General features: G+C 66.6%; 11 protein-coding genes and 1 tRNA gene. 5 read left to right on the top strand and 7 right to left on the bottom strand.

Annotation, left to right across the window (positions count from 1 at the left end; genetic code table 11):
- Positions 1–10 precede the first annotated feature (10 nt).
- The 3 genes from clpX to tig all read right to left on the bottom strand — a co-directional run bounded on the left by clpX (position 11) and on the right by tig (position 3426).
- Complete coding sequence (gene clpX, locus ACQY8B_RS12825; protein ID WP_422087043.1) at positions 11–1276, bottom strand: ATP-dependent Clp protease ATP-binding subunit ClpX; 1266 nt, start codon at positions 1274–1276, stop codon at positions 11–13.
- 109 nt (positions 1277–1385) lie between these two features.
- Complete coding sequence (clpP, locus tag ACQY8B_RS12830; protein WP_081270880.1) at positions 1386–1994, bottom strand: ATP-dependent Clp endopeptidase proteolytic subunit ClpP; 609 nt, start codon at positions 1992–1994, stop codon at positions 1386–1388.
- 115 nt (positions 1995–2109) lie between these two features.
- Positions 2110–3426, bottom strand: coding sequence for a trigger factor (gene tig / locus ACQY8B_RS12835; RefSeq protein WP_422087044.1), 1317 nt, complete (start codon positions 3424–3426; stop codon positions 2110–2112).
- A 267-nt stretch (positions 3427–3693) separates the two neighbouring features.
- On the opposite strand from tig, the gene ACQY8B_RS12840 reads away from it, so the two are divergent.
- Entirely contained in the window at positions 3694–4659 is a 966-nt protein-coding gene (locus ACQY8B_RS12840; RefSeq protein ID WP_422087045.1) for a tetratricopeptide repeat protein, read from the top strand.
- Positions 4660–4745: 86 nt separating this feature from the next.
- Here the strand turns inward: ACQY8B_RS12840 and ACQY8B_RS12845 are convergent.
- The 4 genes from ACQY8B_RS12845 to ACQY8B_RS12860 all read right to left on the bottom strand — a co-directional run bounded on the left by ACQY8B_RS12845 (position 4746) and on the right by ACQY8B_RS12860 (position 11275).
- Positions 4746–4832: transfer RNA gene (locus ACQY8B_RS12845), tRNA-Leu, on the bottom strand.
- Positions 4833–4933: 101 nt separating this feature from the next.
- Positions 4934–8092 carry an efflux RND transporter permease subunit gene (locus ACQY8B_RS12850; protein WP_422087046.1) on the bottom strand — a complete coding sequence of 1053 codons (3159 nt, stop codon included), beginning with the start codon at positions 8090–8092 and terminating at the stop codon, positions 4934–4936.
- Positions 8089–9300, bottom strand: a complete 1212-nt coding sequence (locus ACQY8B_RS12855) for an efflux RND transporter periplasmic adaptor subunit (protein ID WP_422087047.1) — start codon at positions 9298–9300, stop codon at positions 8089–8091. The genes ACQY8B_RS12850 and ACQY8B_RS12855 overlap by 4 nt, the downstream gene beginning before the upstream one ends.
- Positions 9301–9430: 130 nt before the next feature.
- Positions 9431–11275, bottom strand: coding sequence for a potassium transporter Kup (locus ACQY8B_RS12860; protein WP_422087048.1), 1845 nt, complete (start codon positions 11273–11275; stop codon positions 9431–9433).
- A gap of 153 nt (positions 11276–11428) precedes the next feature.
- Between ACQY8B_RS12860 and hpnC the strand changes: the two genes are divergently transcribed.
- From hpnC to ACQY8B_RS12880, 4 genes are all read left to right on the top strand, one after another.
- Entirely contained in the window at positions 11429–12343 is a 915-nt protein-coding gene (gene hpnC, locus ACQY8B_RS12865; RefSeq protein ID WP_422087049.1) for a squalene synthase HpnC, read from the top strand.
- Positions 12340–13179 (top strand): presqualene diphosphate synthase HpnD, encoded by an 840-nt coding sequence (hpnD, locus tag ACQY8B_RS12870; protein ID WP_422087050.1) that lies wholly within the window; start codon positions 12340–12342, stop codon positions 13177–13179. The genes hpnC and hpnD overlap by 4 nt, the downstream gene beginning before the upstream one ends.
- 127 nt (positions 13180–13306) lie before the next feature.
- Positions 13307–14563, top strand: a complete 1257-nt coding sequence (gene hpnE, locus ACQY8B_RS12875) for a hydroxysqualene dehydroxylase HpnE (protein WP_422087051.1) — start codon at positions 13307–13309, stop codon at positions 14561–14563.
- A complete protein-coding gene (locus ACQY8B_RS12880; protein ID WP_422087052.1) occupies positions 14560–14868 on the top strand; it encodes a hypothetical protein in 309 nt (102 codons plus the stop codon). Before hpnE ends, ACQY8B_RS12880 begins: the two co-directional genes overlap by 4 nt.
- Positions 14869–14874 lie beyond the last annotated feature (6 nt).

Raw genomic sequence — 14874 nt, forward strand, 5'->3', positions numbered from 1 at the left:
GTCTTTGGCTTTAAGCCTTTTTCGCAGCTTCGCGGTACACGAGCAGCGGGGGCTTGTTTTCGTCGATGGTCGATTCCTCGACCACCACCTTGTCGACATTGGTCGCGTTCGGCAATTCGAACATGGTGTCGATCAGCGACTGTTCAAGGATCGACCGCAGGCCGCGTGCACCGGTCTTGCGGGCCAGGGCCTTGCGCGCGATCGCCTTGAGCGCCGCCGGGCGGATTTCGAGGTCCACGCCTTCCATCTGCAGCAGCTTGGTGAACTGCTTCACCACGGCGTTCTTGGGCTCGGTCAGGATCTGGACCAGCGCATCCTCGCTGAGCTCCGCGAGCGACGCGACCACGGGCATGCGGCCCACGAGTTCGGGAATCAGGCCGAACTTGATCAGGTCTTCGGGTTCGACTTCGCGGAACACCTCGGTGATGCTGCGCTGCTGCTTGCTCTTGACCGACGCGCCGAAGCCGATACCCGAGGCCTCGGTGCGGTTTTCGATGACCTTTTCCAGGCCGGCGAAGGCGCCGCCGCAGATGAACAGGATGTTGGTCGTGTCGATCTGCAGAAAGTCCTGGTTCGGGTGCTTGCGCCCGCCCTGCGGGGGCACGCTGGCCATGGTGCCTTCGATGAGCTTCAGCAGGGCCTGCTGCACGCCCTCGCCCGACACGTCGCGGGTGATAGAGGGGTTGTCGGACTTGCGCGAGATCTTGTCGATTTCGTCGATGTAGACGATGCCGCGCTGTGCGCGCTCGACTTCGTAGTTGCAGCTTTGCAGCAGCTTCTGGATGATGTTCTCGACGTCTTCGCCCACATAGCCGGCTTCGGTCAGCGTGGTGGCGTCGGCCATCACGAACGGCACGTCGAGCATGCGCGCCAGCGTTTGTGCCAGCAGCGTCTTGCCCGAGCCCGTGGGGCCGATCAGCAGGATGTTGCTCTTGCTGAGCTCGACATCGTCGCCCTTGGCCTTTTCCTTGTGGCGCAGGCGCTTGTAGTGGTTGTAGACCGCCACAGACAGCATGCGCTTGGCCGGCTCCTGGCCGATCACGTAGTTGTCGAGGTTGGTCTTGATCTCGAGCGGCGTCGGCAGGTCGCTGCGTGCCTCGCGCGCTTCTTCACCCGCGGGTAGCTCGTCGCGGATGATCTCGTTGCAAAGGTCGATGCACTCGTCGCAGATGAAGACCGAAGGGCCCGCGATCAGCTTCTTGACCTCATGCTGGCTCTTGCCGCAGAACGAGCAATAAAGCGTTTTTTCGCTGGAAGAGCCTTTTTTTTCGGCCATGGACAGATGCCTCGTTACAGGGTAGGGACAATGATAACTAAACAAAAACGGCGTTTCCCGTGTGGAAAACGCCGTTTCTGCCATTTGTTGGCGCCACCGGCGCCGGCCTTCAACCGCGCTTGGCGACGACCTGGTCGACCAGGCCGTAGTCCTTGGCCTCGTCGGCCGTGAGGAAATAGTCGCGCTCGGTATCGGCCTTGACCTTTTCCAGCGGCTGGCCGGTGCGCTCGGCCAGGATGCGGTTCATCTGGTCCTTGGTGCGCAGGATGTCGCGCGCATGGATCTCGATGTCGGTGGCCTGGCCGCGTGCGCCGCCGAGCACCTGGTGGATCATGATCTTCGAGTTGGGCAGCGAGAAGCGCTTGCCCTTCTCGCCGGCCGCCAGCAGGAAAGCGCCCATGCTGGCCGCGAAGCCCAGGCACATCGTCGACACGTCGGGCTTGATGAACTGCATGGTGTCGTAGATCGCCATGCCGGCGCTCACGCTGCCGCCCGGGGAGTTGATGTAGAAGGAGATGTCCTTGTCCGGGTTCTCGCTCTCGAGGAACAGCAGCTGCGCCACCACGAGATTGGCCGTCTGGTCGTTGACCTCGCCCACCAGGAAAATGATGCGCTCCTTGAGGAGGCGCGAGTAGATGTCATAAGACCGCTCGCCGCGGCCCGATTGCTCGATGACCATCGGGACCATGCCGAGGCCTTGGATTTCCTGTGCGCTCATGAATTTGCTCTCCGGAAAATGAAATCGTTCGCTGTCTGTTAACTGTACGCCTGAGTGAAATGGGGCTCGTGCCGCAAAGCACAAGCCCCATTGGCGTAGCGGGCGAAGACGGAAATCAGCCCTGCTGCTGCGCCATCAGTTCGTCGAACGACACCGACTTTTCATTGACCTTGGCCTTGCCCAGGACGAAGTCGGTCACGTTGTTCTCGATGACCACGGCTTCGACTTCGGCCAGGCGGTTGTTGTCGCTGAAGTACCAGCGCACCACGTCGGCCGGCTTTTCATAGCTGGCGGCCAGCTCGTCGATGTGGGCCTTGATCTGCTCGGGCTTGGCCTGCAGGTTGTTGGCACGCACCAGTTCGGCCACCACCAGGCCCAGGCGCACGCGGCGCTCGGCTTGCGGGCGGAACACTTCGTCGGGGATCGGAGCCTTGTCGGCGTCCTTGATGCCGCGCTGCTTCAGCTCGGCACGGGCGCCTTCGACCATGCGGTTCACTTCGGCTTGCACGCTGGCGTTGGGCAGGTCGAGTTCGGCGTTGGCCACCAGGGCGTCCATCACGGCGTTCTTGTTGCGCGCCAGCAAGCGGAACTTCACTTCGCGCTCGAGGTTGCGCTTGATGTCTGCGCGCAGGCCTTCCACGGTGGCTTCGGCGATGCCGAGCGACTTGGCGAGCTGTTCGTTGACTTCGGGCAGGTGCGAGGCTTCGATCTTCTTCACGGTCACGAGGAAGTCGGCTTGCTTGCCGGCCACGTCCTTGCCGTGGTAGTCGGCCGGGAACGACAGCGGGAAGGTGCGGCTGTCGCCGGACTTCATGCCGCGCACGGCGTCTTCGAATTCCTTGAGCATCTGGCCTTCGCCGACGATGAACTGGAAGTCTTCGGCCTTGCCGCCCTGGAAGGGCTCGCCATCGATCTTGCCTTCGAAGTCGACCGTCACGCGGTCGCCGTCTTGCGCCACGGCGTCCTGCGCGCGTTGGGCGAAGGTACGGCGCTGCTTGCGCAGGATGTCGAGGGTCTTGTCGATGGCGTCTTCGCCCACTTCGGCCGAGAGCTTCTCGACTTCGGCGCCCGACAGGTCGTTGATCTTGACTTCGGGGAACACTTCGAAGACCGCGTCGAAGGCCAGTTCGCCTTCGGGTGCGTTTTCCTTCTCGGTGATGCGGGGCTGGCCGGCGACGCGCAGCTTGGCTTCGTTCGCGGCTTGCGAGAAGGCTTCGCCGACCTTGTCGTTCATGACTTCGTAGTGCACCGAGTAGCCATAGCGCTGGGCCACGACGTTCATCGGCACCTTGCCGGGACGGAAGCCGTCCATCTTGACGGTGCGCGCGAGCTTCTTGAGGCGCGAATCGACTTCGGACTGGATGGTGCCGACCGGCAGGGTCAGCGTGATCTTGCGTTCGAGCTTCTCGAGAGTTTCAACGGTCACGGTCATGATGTCTTCCTGGTAAGGGGGCTGTGCGCGGGGCCTGCATCTTTTTTATCAATACAGATCAAGGACTTACACGCGCTGGCGGGATTTATGCGGAGGCACGCGGGTGCCTCCTGCAAAACTGGGCAACCCGGGATTCTAATCCGGCGGGAAAGCGGGTTTTCACGGGGTTGAAGCGCGAGGCGAACAGCGGTCAGGTTTGGCCAATATTCGGCTCGTACAGTGACTCTCGATTCATCCTCCCTCACAGGGATGCACAGGAAAATTCTCATGCTCCAGCGAATGTTTGCCGCCCTCGCCCTCAGCCTTGCCGTGGCACTCGGCATGCCCTCCCTCGCGCAAGCCAAGACTGACGCGCCGGCTCCGAAAGAGCCGACCATCCAGCAGATCTACGAGGCCGCCAACGGCGGCCGGATGTCCGACGCCGACGCGATGATCGCGAAGGTGCTGAAAGACCACCCCAACAGCGCCAAGGCGCATTTCGTGCACTCCGAGCTGCTCGCGGCCGAAGGCAAGCTCGACGACGCGAGAAGCGAACTGGCGAAGGCGAAGATGCTTTCGCCCGAACTCGACTTCGCCAAGCCCGAGGCCGTCGAACGGCTCACGAACAAGCTCGACAAGCCGGCGCCGCAGGCCAGGAGCACGCCCTCCCGCGTGAGCGAGCCCGCTGCGCCGGCACCGCGCGTCACAGAGAGCAGAACGAGTTCCGTACCGTGGATGCCCATCGCCCTGCTGGGGCTGCTGGTCGTCGGCTACCTCGCCTTCCGGCGCCGGGTTGCGCCGCCCGCGGCACCGGTCGCCCCGTCGTACGGCCCCGCACCGGGCATGCCCGGCATGCAGGGCGCGCCGGCAGGCTATGGAAGCTACGGCCCTGGCGGCAACTGGACGCCCGCGCCACCGCCCGCCGCCAGCCCCGGCATGGGCCTCGGCTCGGCCCTTGCCACGGGTGCGGCCGTGGGCGTCGGCGCGGTGGTCGCGCAAGAGGCGGTGCGCCACTGGATGCACGGCAGCGACAACAACGTGATCGACAACAGGGACAGCGGCACGACCCGCATCGCCGACAACGGAAACACCGAAATGGGCCGCGGCCTCTGGCCCTCCTCGACCACCCCGGAGCCCGAACGCATCGTCGACAACGACTTCGGCATCAAGGACACCAGCTCCTGGGACGACTCGAGCGGCGGCGGCGGTTTCGACAGCGGCGGCGACAGCAGCAGCGGCGACAACGACTGGTAACAAGAGCCGGCAAAAAGAAAAAGCCCCGGTCCTCACGGAACGGGGCTTTTTCACTGCTCGATAGAACGGGCTACGTAGCAGAGGGCTGGTGCGCGGGGCCGGACTCGAACCGGCACGTTCTTGCGAACGTCAGGACCTAAACCTGGTGCGTCTACCAATTTCGCCACCCGCGCGATGCCAATCTTTCAGGTGAATGCAAAAGCGGACGGGCTTTCGGCGCCACGGATTCCCGTGGGCCAAAGACCATCCGCTTGAAATCGGTCAGCTTTCGATTTTAAACGCTAATCGGCACCGCTTTCGGCTCGCGCTTCACACGGAATGCAGCGGCGTACATCGCAGGCAACGCGAGCAGGGTCAACACCGTTGCCACGATCAGCCCGCCCATGATTGCAACCGCCATCGGCCCCCAGAAAACGCTGCGCGACAACGGGATCATCGCAAGCACCGCGGCCGCCGCCGTCAGCACGATCGGTCGCAGCCGCCGCACCGCCGACTCGACGATCGCGTCCCACGCCGGCACACCCGCCGCGCGGTCGATCTCGATCTGGTCGATCAGGATCACCGCATTGCGCTGGATCATGCCCATCAGCGCGATCACGCCCAGCAGCGCGACGAAACCGAACGGCCGGTTCAGCACCAGCAGCGCACCGGCCACGCCGGCAATGCCCATCGGCCCGGTGATGAACACCAGCAGCGAGCGGCTGAAGCTGTGCAGTTGCAGCATCAGCAGCGTGAACACCAGGAACAGCATGATCGGCACGCCCGCCACGATGGAGGCCGAGCCCTTGCTGCTTTCCTCGGCGGCGCCCGCCACCTCGATGCGATAGCCGCCCTGCCCGGCCGCGGCCCAGCCGGCCTCCAGCTCGCGCAGCTTCGGCAGCAACTGGGTCGTGACGGTCGCGCCCTGCAGGCCTTCGATGACGTCGCCCTGCACGGTGATGGCGTAGTCGCGGTTCTCGCGCCACATCACGCCCGGCTCCCAGGTGAACACCGGCTTGGCGATCTGCGCGAGCGGAATCGACCGGCCCGAACTCGTCGGAATGTAGGCATTGCCGATGTCCGAGATGGCCTGGCGCTCGTCGGGCGCCTGGCGCAGCACGATGTCGATCAGCAGGTCGTTCTCGCGGTACTGGCCCACGGTGGTGCCGCTGAACATCGTCTTCGATGCCTGCGCGATGGCCTGGCTGGTCACGCCCAGGGTGCGGGCCTTGGCCTGGTCGACCTCGAGGCGGATCACCTTCACCGACTCGTTCCAGTTGTCGTTCACGCCGCGCATGTTGGGGTTGTCGCGCAGCACGGCCTTGACCTCGTCGGCATGGCCGCGCAGCAGCGCGGGCTCCGGCCCGATCACGCGGAACTGCACCGGGTAGGCCACGGGCGGCCCGTTGGGCAACAGCTTGACACGGCCTCGCACCTCTGGGAACTCCTGCGCCAGCAGCTGCGGCAGCTTCAGGCGCAGCGTCTCGCGCACCTTCAGGTCCTTGGCCAGCACGATGAGCTGCGACACGTTGGTCTGCGGGAACACCTGGTCCAGCGGCAGGTAGAAGCGCGGCACGCCGGAGCCGATCCAGGTGCTGACCGTGCTCACGCCGGGCTCTTCCATGAAACGCTTCTCCACGCGCTTGGCCACTTCTTCGTTCGCGGCGAACGAGGTGCCTTCGGGGAACCAGATGTCGACCAGGATCTCCGGCCGGCTCGAGTCCGGGAAGAACTGCTGCTGCACCTTGCCCATGCCGACGATGCCCAGCGCAAAGATCAGCACGGTGGCGCCGATGGTCATCCAGCGGTGCTGCACGCACCAGTTCACCGCGCGGCGGAAGGCGTTGTAGAACGGCGTGTCGAACAGCTCGTGCGGCGGCGCGTCGGGGTCGTGCGCCTTCACCTTGAGCAGCAGCGTGCCGAGGTACGGCACGAAGTACACCGAGACGATCCACGACAGCACCAGCGCGATCACCGTCACCGCGAAGATCGCGAAGGTGTATTCGCCAGTCACCGACTTCGCCAGCCCGATCGGCAGGAAGCCGGCTGCCGTGATGAGCGTGCCCGTGAGCATCGGCTTGGCCGTGACGTCGTAGGCGTAGGTGGCGGCGCGGGCCTTGTCGTAGCCCTCTTCCATCTTCCGCACCATCATTTCTACAGCGATGATGGCGTCGTCCACCAGCAGGCCGAGCGCGATGATGAGCGAGCCCAGCGATATCTTGTGCAGCCCGATGCCGAAGTAGTTCATTGCCAGGAAGGTCACGGCCAGCACCAGCGGAATGGTGATCGCCACCACCAGCCCGGGGCGCATGTCGATGTACCAGCCGAAGCGCCCGCCCTTGTGCAGCCCGAGCGAGATGATGCTCACGGCCAGCACGATGGCCACGGCCTCGATCAGCACGCCGACGAACTCGTTGACCGAGCTGGCCACGGACACCGGCTGGTCTTGTACCTGCGCCAGCTTCACGCCGGCCGGCAGGCGCTTGTCGATGGTGGCGGTGGTGGCCTTCAGCGCCTTGCCCAGCGCGATGATGTCGCCGCCCTTGGCCATCGACACGCCCAGGCCGATCACTTCCTTGCCCTGGTGGTGCATCTTGACCGCCGGCGGATCGACGTAGCCGCGGTGGATATCCGCGATGTCGCCCAGCTTGAGCTGGCTGCCCGAGCTGCCGCGGATGGGCATTTCGCGCAATTGGTCCACGCTGGTGAACTGGCCGGCCACGCGCACCTGCACCACGTCCTGCGGCGACGAGATGGAGCCGGCGCTCTCCACCGCATTCTGCGAGCCGAGCTGCTGCAGTACCGCGTTGAAGTCGAGCCCGAGCTGCGCCAGGCGCTTCTGCGAGATCTCGATGTAGACCTTCTCGTCCTGCACGCCGAACTGGTCGACCTTGGCCACGTCTTTCACGCGCAGCAGCTGCTGGCGCACGTCGTCGGCCAGCGTCTTGAGCTCGGCGTAGCTGAAGCCTTCGCTCTCCAGCGCGTAGATCACGCCGTAGACATCGCCGAAGTCGTCATTGAAGAACGGGCCTTGCACGCCGGCCGGCAAGGTGGCGCGCATGTCGCCGATCTTCTTGCGCACCGTGTACCAGACGTTGGCCACCTCGGTGGACTTCGAAGAGTCCTTGATGTTGAAGATGATCTGCGACTCGCCCGGCTTCGAGTAGCTGCGGATCTTGTCGGCATAAGGCGCCTCCTGCAGCGTGCGCTCGAGCTTGTCGGTGACCTGCTCGGCCACCTGCTGCGCGGTGGCGCCGGGCCAGTAGGTCTTCACGACCATGGCACGGAATGTGAACGGCGGGTCTTCGTCCTGCCCGAGCTGGAAGTACGCGAACACGCCCAGCACCATCAGCACCACCATCAGGTAGCGCGTCAGGGGCGCGTGGTCCAGCGCCCATTTGGAGAGGTTGAAGCCGGCGGGCTTGTCGTCGGGGTTCTCCGGGCTGCCGCTCATTTGGCAACACCGCCCGTTGCGCCTGCCGCAATCTCTTTGTCGGTCGCAGCGACGGCGGCCACGGGCTGTGCCGATGCCTTCGCCTCGGCATTGGCGGCGGCCGCGGCCGCCTCCTTCGACTGGTAGATGGTGACCTTCTGCCCCGGCGACAGCACATGCACGCCGGCAGCCACGACCATCATGCCGGGCGTGATGCCGCTGGCGATGACTGCTTCGTTGCCGTCGGCCGTCGCCACCTGCACGGGCTGCGAGCGCACCGTCATGGTCGATTTGTCGAGCACCCACACGGCGGAGCCCTTGCCCTCCTGGCGCAGCGCGCTGGTCGGCAGCTTCATCACGGCAGTGGTGGCGTGCGCCAGCGCCTGCGGCCGCGCATAGACCGTGGCGCCGAGCGGCGGCGAGGCGGCCGCGTCGATCGCGACCTTGACTGAATACGTGCGCGTCACGGCGTCGGCGCTGGCCGCCACCTCGCGCACCTGGCCCTGCAACTCGTTGCCGCCCGACCAGCCGCGCACGGTGACCGGCGAGCCGATCTTGACGAGCGTGGCGCGGTCTTCCGGCACCGCGAACACCACGTCGCGGGCGCCGTCCTGTGCGATGCGCACGACCGGCGTGCCGGCCTGCACCACCTGGCCCGGCTCCGCCTCGATGGCGGTGACGATGCCGGCCACGTCGGCCACCAGCGTCGTGTAGTTGGCCTGGTTGCCCTGCGAGGACAGCTGCGCCTGCGCCTGTTCGAGCTGGGCCTGCGCGGCCTTCCAGGTGGTTTCGCGGCGCTCCAGTTCGGCGCCGCTGATGAAGTTCTGCTCGCGCAATTCGCGATAGCGCTTCAGGTCGGCTGCGGCGAGATCACGGTTGGTCAGCGCGGCGGCCTGCTGGGCGCGGGCGGCTTCGGCGGCAAGCCGGTAGTCCTGCGGATCGAGCTGCGCCAGCACCTGGCCCGCCTGCACGTGCTGGCCCAGTTCCGCTTGTCGCCGGGTGATCTTGCCCGCCACGCGGAAGCCCAGCCGCGACTCGACGCGCGCCCGCACCTCGGCGGAGAACTCGGGCTGGGCGTCGAACTCGCTCGCCCCCACGGTCACGACCTTGACCGCGCGAACGGGGTCCTCGACCGCGGGTTTAGGCGAGCAGCCGGCCAGAAAGACAGCGGGAAGCAGCAGCCATGCGGCGCTGCGGGCACGGGAAAAGACAGTGGTGGAGGCGGTCATGAGACACCCAGGAGAGGACGAACCGGGCCATTAATGACCCACTGGTTAGTAATCTAGGATAAACCCGAACCACTGTCAATGACCGGTTGGTCACTAGAGCCTGACCCCGCCGATGCCTACGCGCCAGGCACTACGTACGCTGCCCCATCTCCACCAGCCGGTTGTCCGGCAGCTCGAAATAGTCGGACGCCCGCCCCGCATTGCGCTGCAGCCAGCCGAACAGCGCGCGCCGTATCGGGTTCAGGCCCGGCAGGTTTTCCTCGCCGACCGAGGCGCGGGAGACGAAGTACGAAGTTTTCATCGAGTCGATCGCCAGCGTCTTCTGGTAGGCCAGGATGCGGATGAACTCGGGCACATCGGGCCGTTCCATGAAGCCGTGCCGCGCGGTGACCACCCATATGCCGTCCATCAGCTGCTCGGCCTCGATGCGGTTGCGCGCATCGACGCGCGGCGTGTCGCAGGGCAGCACGCGCAGCACGATGACCTGCTCGTGCAGCACCTGGTTGTGCTTGAGGTTGTGCAGCAGCGCATGCGGCACCGCGGTGGCGTCGGGGTTCAGGAAAACCGCCGTGCCGCTCACCCGGTGCGGCATGTGCAGCGCCAGCGACTCGACGAAGGGCCGAAGCGGCAGGCTCTCGGCCGCGGCAGCCTCCAGGCCCAGCCGGCGGCCCTTGGCCCAGGTGGTGAAGACAACCATCACCACGACCGCCACCGCCAGCGTGAGCCAGCCGCCCTCGGCGATCTTCAGGCTGTTGGCCACCACGAAGGTCAGGTCGACTACCGCGAAGGCCGCCACGCCGACCACCACGGCCACCTTGTTCCAGCGCCACAGGCCCCAGGCCACGATGCCGGCCAGCAGCGTGGTCGTCACCATGGTGATCGACACCGCGATGCCGTAGGCCGCCGACAGCGCGCCCGAACTCCTGAAGCCCAGCACCAGCAGCAGCACCCCCACCATCAGCAGCCAGTTGACCGTCGGCACGTAGATCTGCCCGATCGCCGTGCCCGAGGTCTGGATCACCCGCATGCGCGGCAGATAGCCCATGCGCATCGCCTGCGCCGTGAGCGAGAAGGCGCCCGAGATCACCGCCTGCGAGGCGATCACCGTGGCCATGGCCGCCAGCACCACCATCGGCAGCACGCCCCAGGAAGGAAAGAGGCGAAAGAACGGGTTGTCGATGGCCGCCGGGTTGGCCAGCACCAGCGCCCCCTGCCCGAAGTAGTTCAGCACCAGCCCCGGCAGCGCGATGAACAGCCACGCGAGCCGGATCGGCCTGGCACCGAAGTGCCCCATGTCGGCATACAGCGCCTCGCCGCCCGTGAAGGCCAGGAACACCGCACCCAGTACCGCCAGCGACTGCGCCCGGTGCTCGACCAGGAAACCCAGGGCCCGGCGCGGATCCAGCGCCGCCAGTACCTGCGGCTGCTGCAGCACCTGCCACAGCCCGGCCGCGGCCAGTATCAGGAACCACAGCAGCATGACCGGCCCGAACACCTTGCCGACCACGCCCGTGCCCTTCTTCTGCACCGCGAACAGCCCGATGAGGATGACCACCGTGATCGGCAGCACCGCCTTCTGCAGCACCGGCGCCTGCACCTCCAGGCCCTCGACCGCCGACAGCACCGAGATGGCCGGCGTGATCAGGCTGTCGCCGTAGAACATGGCCGCGCCCACCAGCCCGAGCATGCCGATCACGTTCCACACCCACGGCTTCGTCTTGGGCCCGGACACCGCGTTGCGCGCCAGCGCCTGCAGCGCCAGGATGCCGCCCTCGCCGTCGTGGTCGGCGCGCAGCACGAACACCACGTACTTCAGCGTGACCACGAACATCAGCCCCCAGAAGATCAGCGAGAGCAGCCCCAGCACCGAGTCGGGGGAGAACGGCACCCCGTGCTCGGGGTTCATCGTCTCCTTGAAGGCGTAGAGAGGCGAGGTGCCGATATCGCCGAACACGACGCCCAGCGCGGCGATCATGAGCGTCGGCCCCGCCGGGTGCGCTGCCTCGCCGTACGCTGAAACCTGGGACCCGGAAGCCGGTGGGGATGCTTTCATGAGAAGCAGGAAGTTCAAAGTGGCGACGGTGCGAGCATAGTGCCGGGGCGTTGCGTCGTCGCGGACAATCGTGGCGTGTCCGCCACTCCCCACCTCGCCGCCCCGCCGGCCCACTACGAGAACTTCCCCGTAGCCTCCTGGCTGTGCCCACCACACCTGCGCCCGCCCATTGCCGCGATCTACCACTTCGCGCGCACTGCCGACGACATCGCCGACGAAGGCGAGGCCTTGCCCGACCAGCGGCTGGCCGAGCTGCGCGCCTACCGCGAGGAACTGGCCGCCGCCGCGCAGGGCGAGGTGCTGCCGTCGTCGCGTTGGCCGCACGTGTTCGGCCCGCTGGCCCACAGCATCGCGCAATACAAGCTGCCCGAAGACCTGCTCGCCGACCTGCTGAGCGCCTTCATGCAGGACATCGAGAAAACCCGCGACCACGGCACCTACGCCGACCGCGCCGAGCTGCTCGACTACTGCCGCCGCTCCGCCAACCCGGTCGGCCGGCTGCTGCTGCACCTCTACGGCGTGCATGACGCCCAGGCGCTGGCGCAGAGCGACGCCATCTGCAGCGCGCTGCAGCTCATCAACTTTTGGCAGGACCCGAGCGTGGACCTGCCGCGCGGACGCTTCTATTTCCCGCTGACAGACTGCAACCGTCGTGGCCTGACGCGCGAGAACTTCAAGGTCTTCGCGCCGCTGTCGCCGGCCCCGGCGCCGCAGGAAGCTATAAATCTGATAGCAGTGGTGGCCTATTGGGCGCGCGAGCTCATGACCGAGGGCGCGCCGCTGGTGCACCGGCTGCCCGGCCGCGCGGGCTGGGAACTGCGGCTCGTGGTGCAGGGCGGGCTGCGCATCCTCGACAAGATCGTCGACCTCGGCTTCGACACCTTCTCGCAGCGCCCCACCGTCGGCAAGGCCGATGCTCCCCTGCTGCTCTGGAAGGCCGTGCGGATGCGGAGACAATCACGGCCCATGAAAGCAGCGCCTCCCCGATGAATCCCGAGCAATACGTGCAAGACAAGGCCGCCGCCTCGGGCAGCAGTTTCTATTACGCCTTCCTGTTCCTCCCCAAGCCGCGCCGCGCCGCGATCACGGCTTTCTATGCGTTCTGCCGCGAGGTCGACGACGTGGTCGACGAGGTCAGCGACCCCGGCGTGGCCGCCACCAAGCTCGCCTGGTGGCGCACCGAGGTGGCCCAGTCATTCGCTGGCACGCCGCGCCACCCGGTGATGCAGGCGCTGATGCCGCATGCCGCGGCCTACGGCATCGAGGCGCGCCAGCTCAACGAGGTGATCGACGGCTGCCAGATGGACCTGGACCAGACCCGCTATCTCGATTTCCAGGGCCTCTCGCGCTACTGCCACCTCGTGGCCGGCGTGGTGGGCGAAGTCGCGGCGCGCATCTTCGGCCAGACCGATCCGCAGACCACCGCCTATGCCCACAAGCTGGGCCTGGCGCTGCAGCTCACCAACATCCTGCGCGACGTGGGCGAAGACGCCCTGCGCGGGCGCATCTACCTGCCGGTGAACGAACTGCAGAAGTTCGACGTGAAGGCGCACGAGATCCTGAACCGCGTGCACTCCGACTGCTTCGTCGCGCTGATGAAGTTCCAGGCCGCGCGCGCCCACGTGGCCTACGACGAAGCGCTCGCCCTGCTCCCGCTGGCCGACCGCCGCACGCAGAAGCCGGGCCTCATGATGGCCAGCATCTACCGCACCCTGCTGCGCGAGATCGAGCGCGACGACTTTCAGGTGCTGAACCAGCGCGTGAGCCTGACGCCGGTGCGCAAGTTCTGGCTGGCGTGGAAGGTTCAGGCGTTGGGCAGAATATGACTCGCCCCCAGGCTTCGCGCACTTCGTGTCGCTTCGCCACCCCCCTACCGGGGGCAACACCTGAGGCCCGGCAGAGCCGGCTCCTCGGTGTTCCTGGAAATGGCCCCACGCCAGCGGCACAGCGCGCATGAAAACAGCCGTCATCGGCGCCGGCTGGGCCGGCCTCGCGTGCGCAGTCGAGGCTACCCGGCTCGGCCATGCCGTCACGCTGTTCGAAGCCGCGCACATGCCCGGCGGCCGCGCGCGGCGCGTCGACGACATGCATGGGCTGGCGCTCGACAACGGGCAGCACATCCTGATCGGCGCCTACACCGCCACGCTGAAGCTGATGCGCGACGTCGGTGTGGATGTCGACAGCGTGCTGCTGCGCCTGCCGCTGTCGCTGCGCTTTGCGGACGGTGGCGGCCTCAAGCTGCCGCGGCTGCCCGCGCCATTCGACCTGCTGGCCGGCATCTTCAGCGCGCGCGGCTGGACATGGCGCGACAAGTCGTCGCTGCTGCGCACCGCCATCGGCTGGCGTCTTACGGGCTTTCGCTGCACCGGCACCACCACGGTCGCCGACCTGTGCGCCGGCCTGACGCCGCGCGTGATGAAGGAGCTGATCGAGCCGCTGTGCGTGTCGGCGCTCAACACGCCCGTGGGGCAGTCGAGCGGCGAAGTGTTCCTGCGCGTGCTGAAAGACGCACTCTTCAGCGGCAGCGGCGGCGCCGACCTGCTGCTGCCACGCGCCGATCTGGGCACGCTGCTTCCCGACGCGGCTATCCGATGGCTGACGGCCCAGGGCACGCAAGTGCGCATCGGCACACGCGTTCGCTCCATCGCATCCGAGGGCGGACAGTGGCGCGTCGACGATGAAGCCTTCGACCAAGTGGTGCTGGCCTGCGCGCCGTGGGACGCTGCCCGGCTGGTCCGTGCGTCCGGCCTGCAGGCGGATACCTGGTGCGCAACCACCCAGGCCTTGCGCTTCGAGGCCATCGCCACCGTCTATGTGCGCGGTGCCTCGCCGCTGGCGGAACCGATGCTGGCGCTGCGCAGCGACCCGGCCAGGGCGCCCGCGCAGTTCGCTTTCGACCGGGGCCAGCTCGGCGGCATGCAAGGCGTGCTGGCGCTGGTCGTCAGCGCCAATGAGGCTTCGCGCGAAGTGCTGGAAGAACAGGTGATCGCACAGGCTGTCGCGCAACTGGGCCAGACGAAGCTGCAGCTCGTGCAGACCGTGGTCGAGAAGCGCGCCACCTTCGCCTGCACGCCCGCCCTCGCCAGACCCCCGTCGGCCATCGCGCCCGGCCTGCAGGCCTGCGGCGACTACACCGAAGGCCCTTACCCGGCCACGCTCGAAGGCGCCGTCCTCAGCGGGCTCGCCGCCGCACAGGCATTGACCCCATGACCACCGAACTGCGATACCTCGACTTCGACTACAGCGAAGACACCGAAGGCCACGGCACCTTTGACGCGATGGCCTCGACCACGTCCGACAAGACGCCCGAGGTAAAGGAAGAGATTGCCGCCGTGCTGGCGTGGGCCGATGCCACGTTCCCGCATGCACGAGGCGCCCTCGACGAAGGCGCGACGTGGGACTACGACCTGCAGGAAACGCGCGAAGAGAACCCGCGCTTCGACACCGTCACCCTCTCGCTCAGCGGCACAGCCGATTTCTGCGCGGCGCTGCGCGAGCAGTTCGCGCTCGACTGACGACCA

The organism is Variovorax sp., from assembly GCF_965279555.1.
Classification (GTDB): Bacteria; Pseudomonadota; Gammaproteobacteria; order Burkholderiales; family Burkholderiaceae_C; genus Variovorax.

What these genes read in the sequence shown, in the direction of transcription:
- clpX (WP_422087043.1), bottom strand. Translation starts at nt 1,276, where the DNA reads ATGGCCGAAAAAAAAGGCTCTTCCAGCGAAAAAACGCTTTATTGCTCG.
- clpP (WP_081270880.1), bottom strand. Translation starts at nt 1,994, where the DNA reads ATGAGCGCACAGGAAATCCAAGGCCTCGGCATGGTCCCGATGGTCATC.
- tig (WP_422087044.1), bottom strand. Translation starts at nt 3,426, where the DNA reads ATGACCGTGACCGTTGAAACTCTCGAGAAGCTCGAACGCAAGATCACG.
- ACQY8B_RS12840 (WP_422087045.1), top strand. Translation starts at nt 3,694, where the DNA reads ATGCTCCAGCGAATGTTTGCCGCCCTCGCCCTCAGCCTTGCCGTGGCA.
- ACQY8B_RS12850 (WP_422087046.1), bottom strand. Translation starts at nt 8,092, where the DNA reads ATGAGCGGCAGCCCGGAGAACCCCGACGACAAGCCCGCCGGCTTCAAC.
- ACQY8B_RS12855 (WP_422087047.1), bottom strand. Translation starts at nt 9,300, where the DNA reads ATGACCGCCTCCACCACTGTCTTTTCCCGTGCCCGCAGCGCCGCATGG.
- ACQY8B_RS12860 (WP_422087048.1), bottom strand. Translation starts at nt 11,275, where the DNA reads ATGATCGCCGCGCTGGGCGTCGTGTTCGGCGATATCGGCACCTCGCCT.
- hpnD (WP_422087050.1), top strand. Translation starts at nt 12,340, where the DNA reads ATGAATCCCGAGCAATACGTGCAAGACAAGGCCGCCGCCTCGGGCAGC.
- hpnE (WP_422087051.1), top strand. Translation starts at nt 13,307, where the DNA reads ATGAAAACAGCCGTCATCGGCGCCGGCTGGGCCGGCCTCGCGTGCGCA.
- ACQY8B_RS12880 (WP_422087052.1), top strand. Translation starts at nt 14,560, where the DNA reads ATGACCACCGAACTGCGATACCTCGACTTCGACTACAGCGAAGACACC.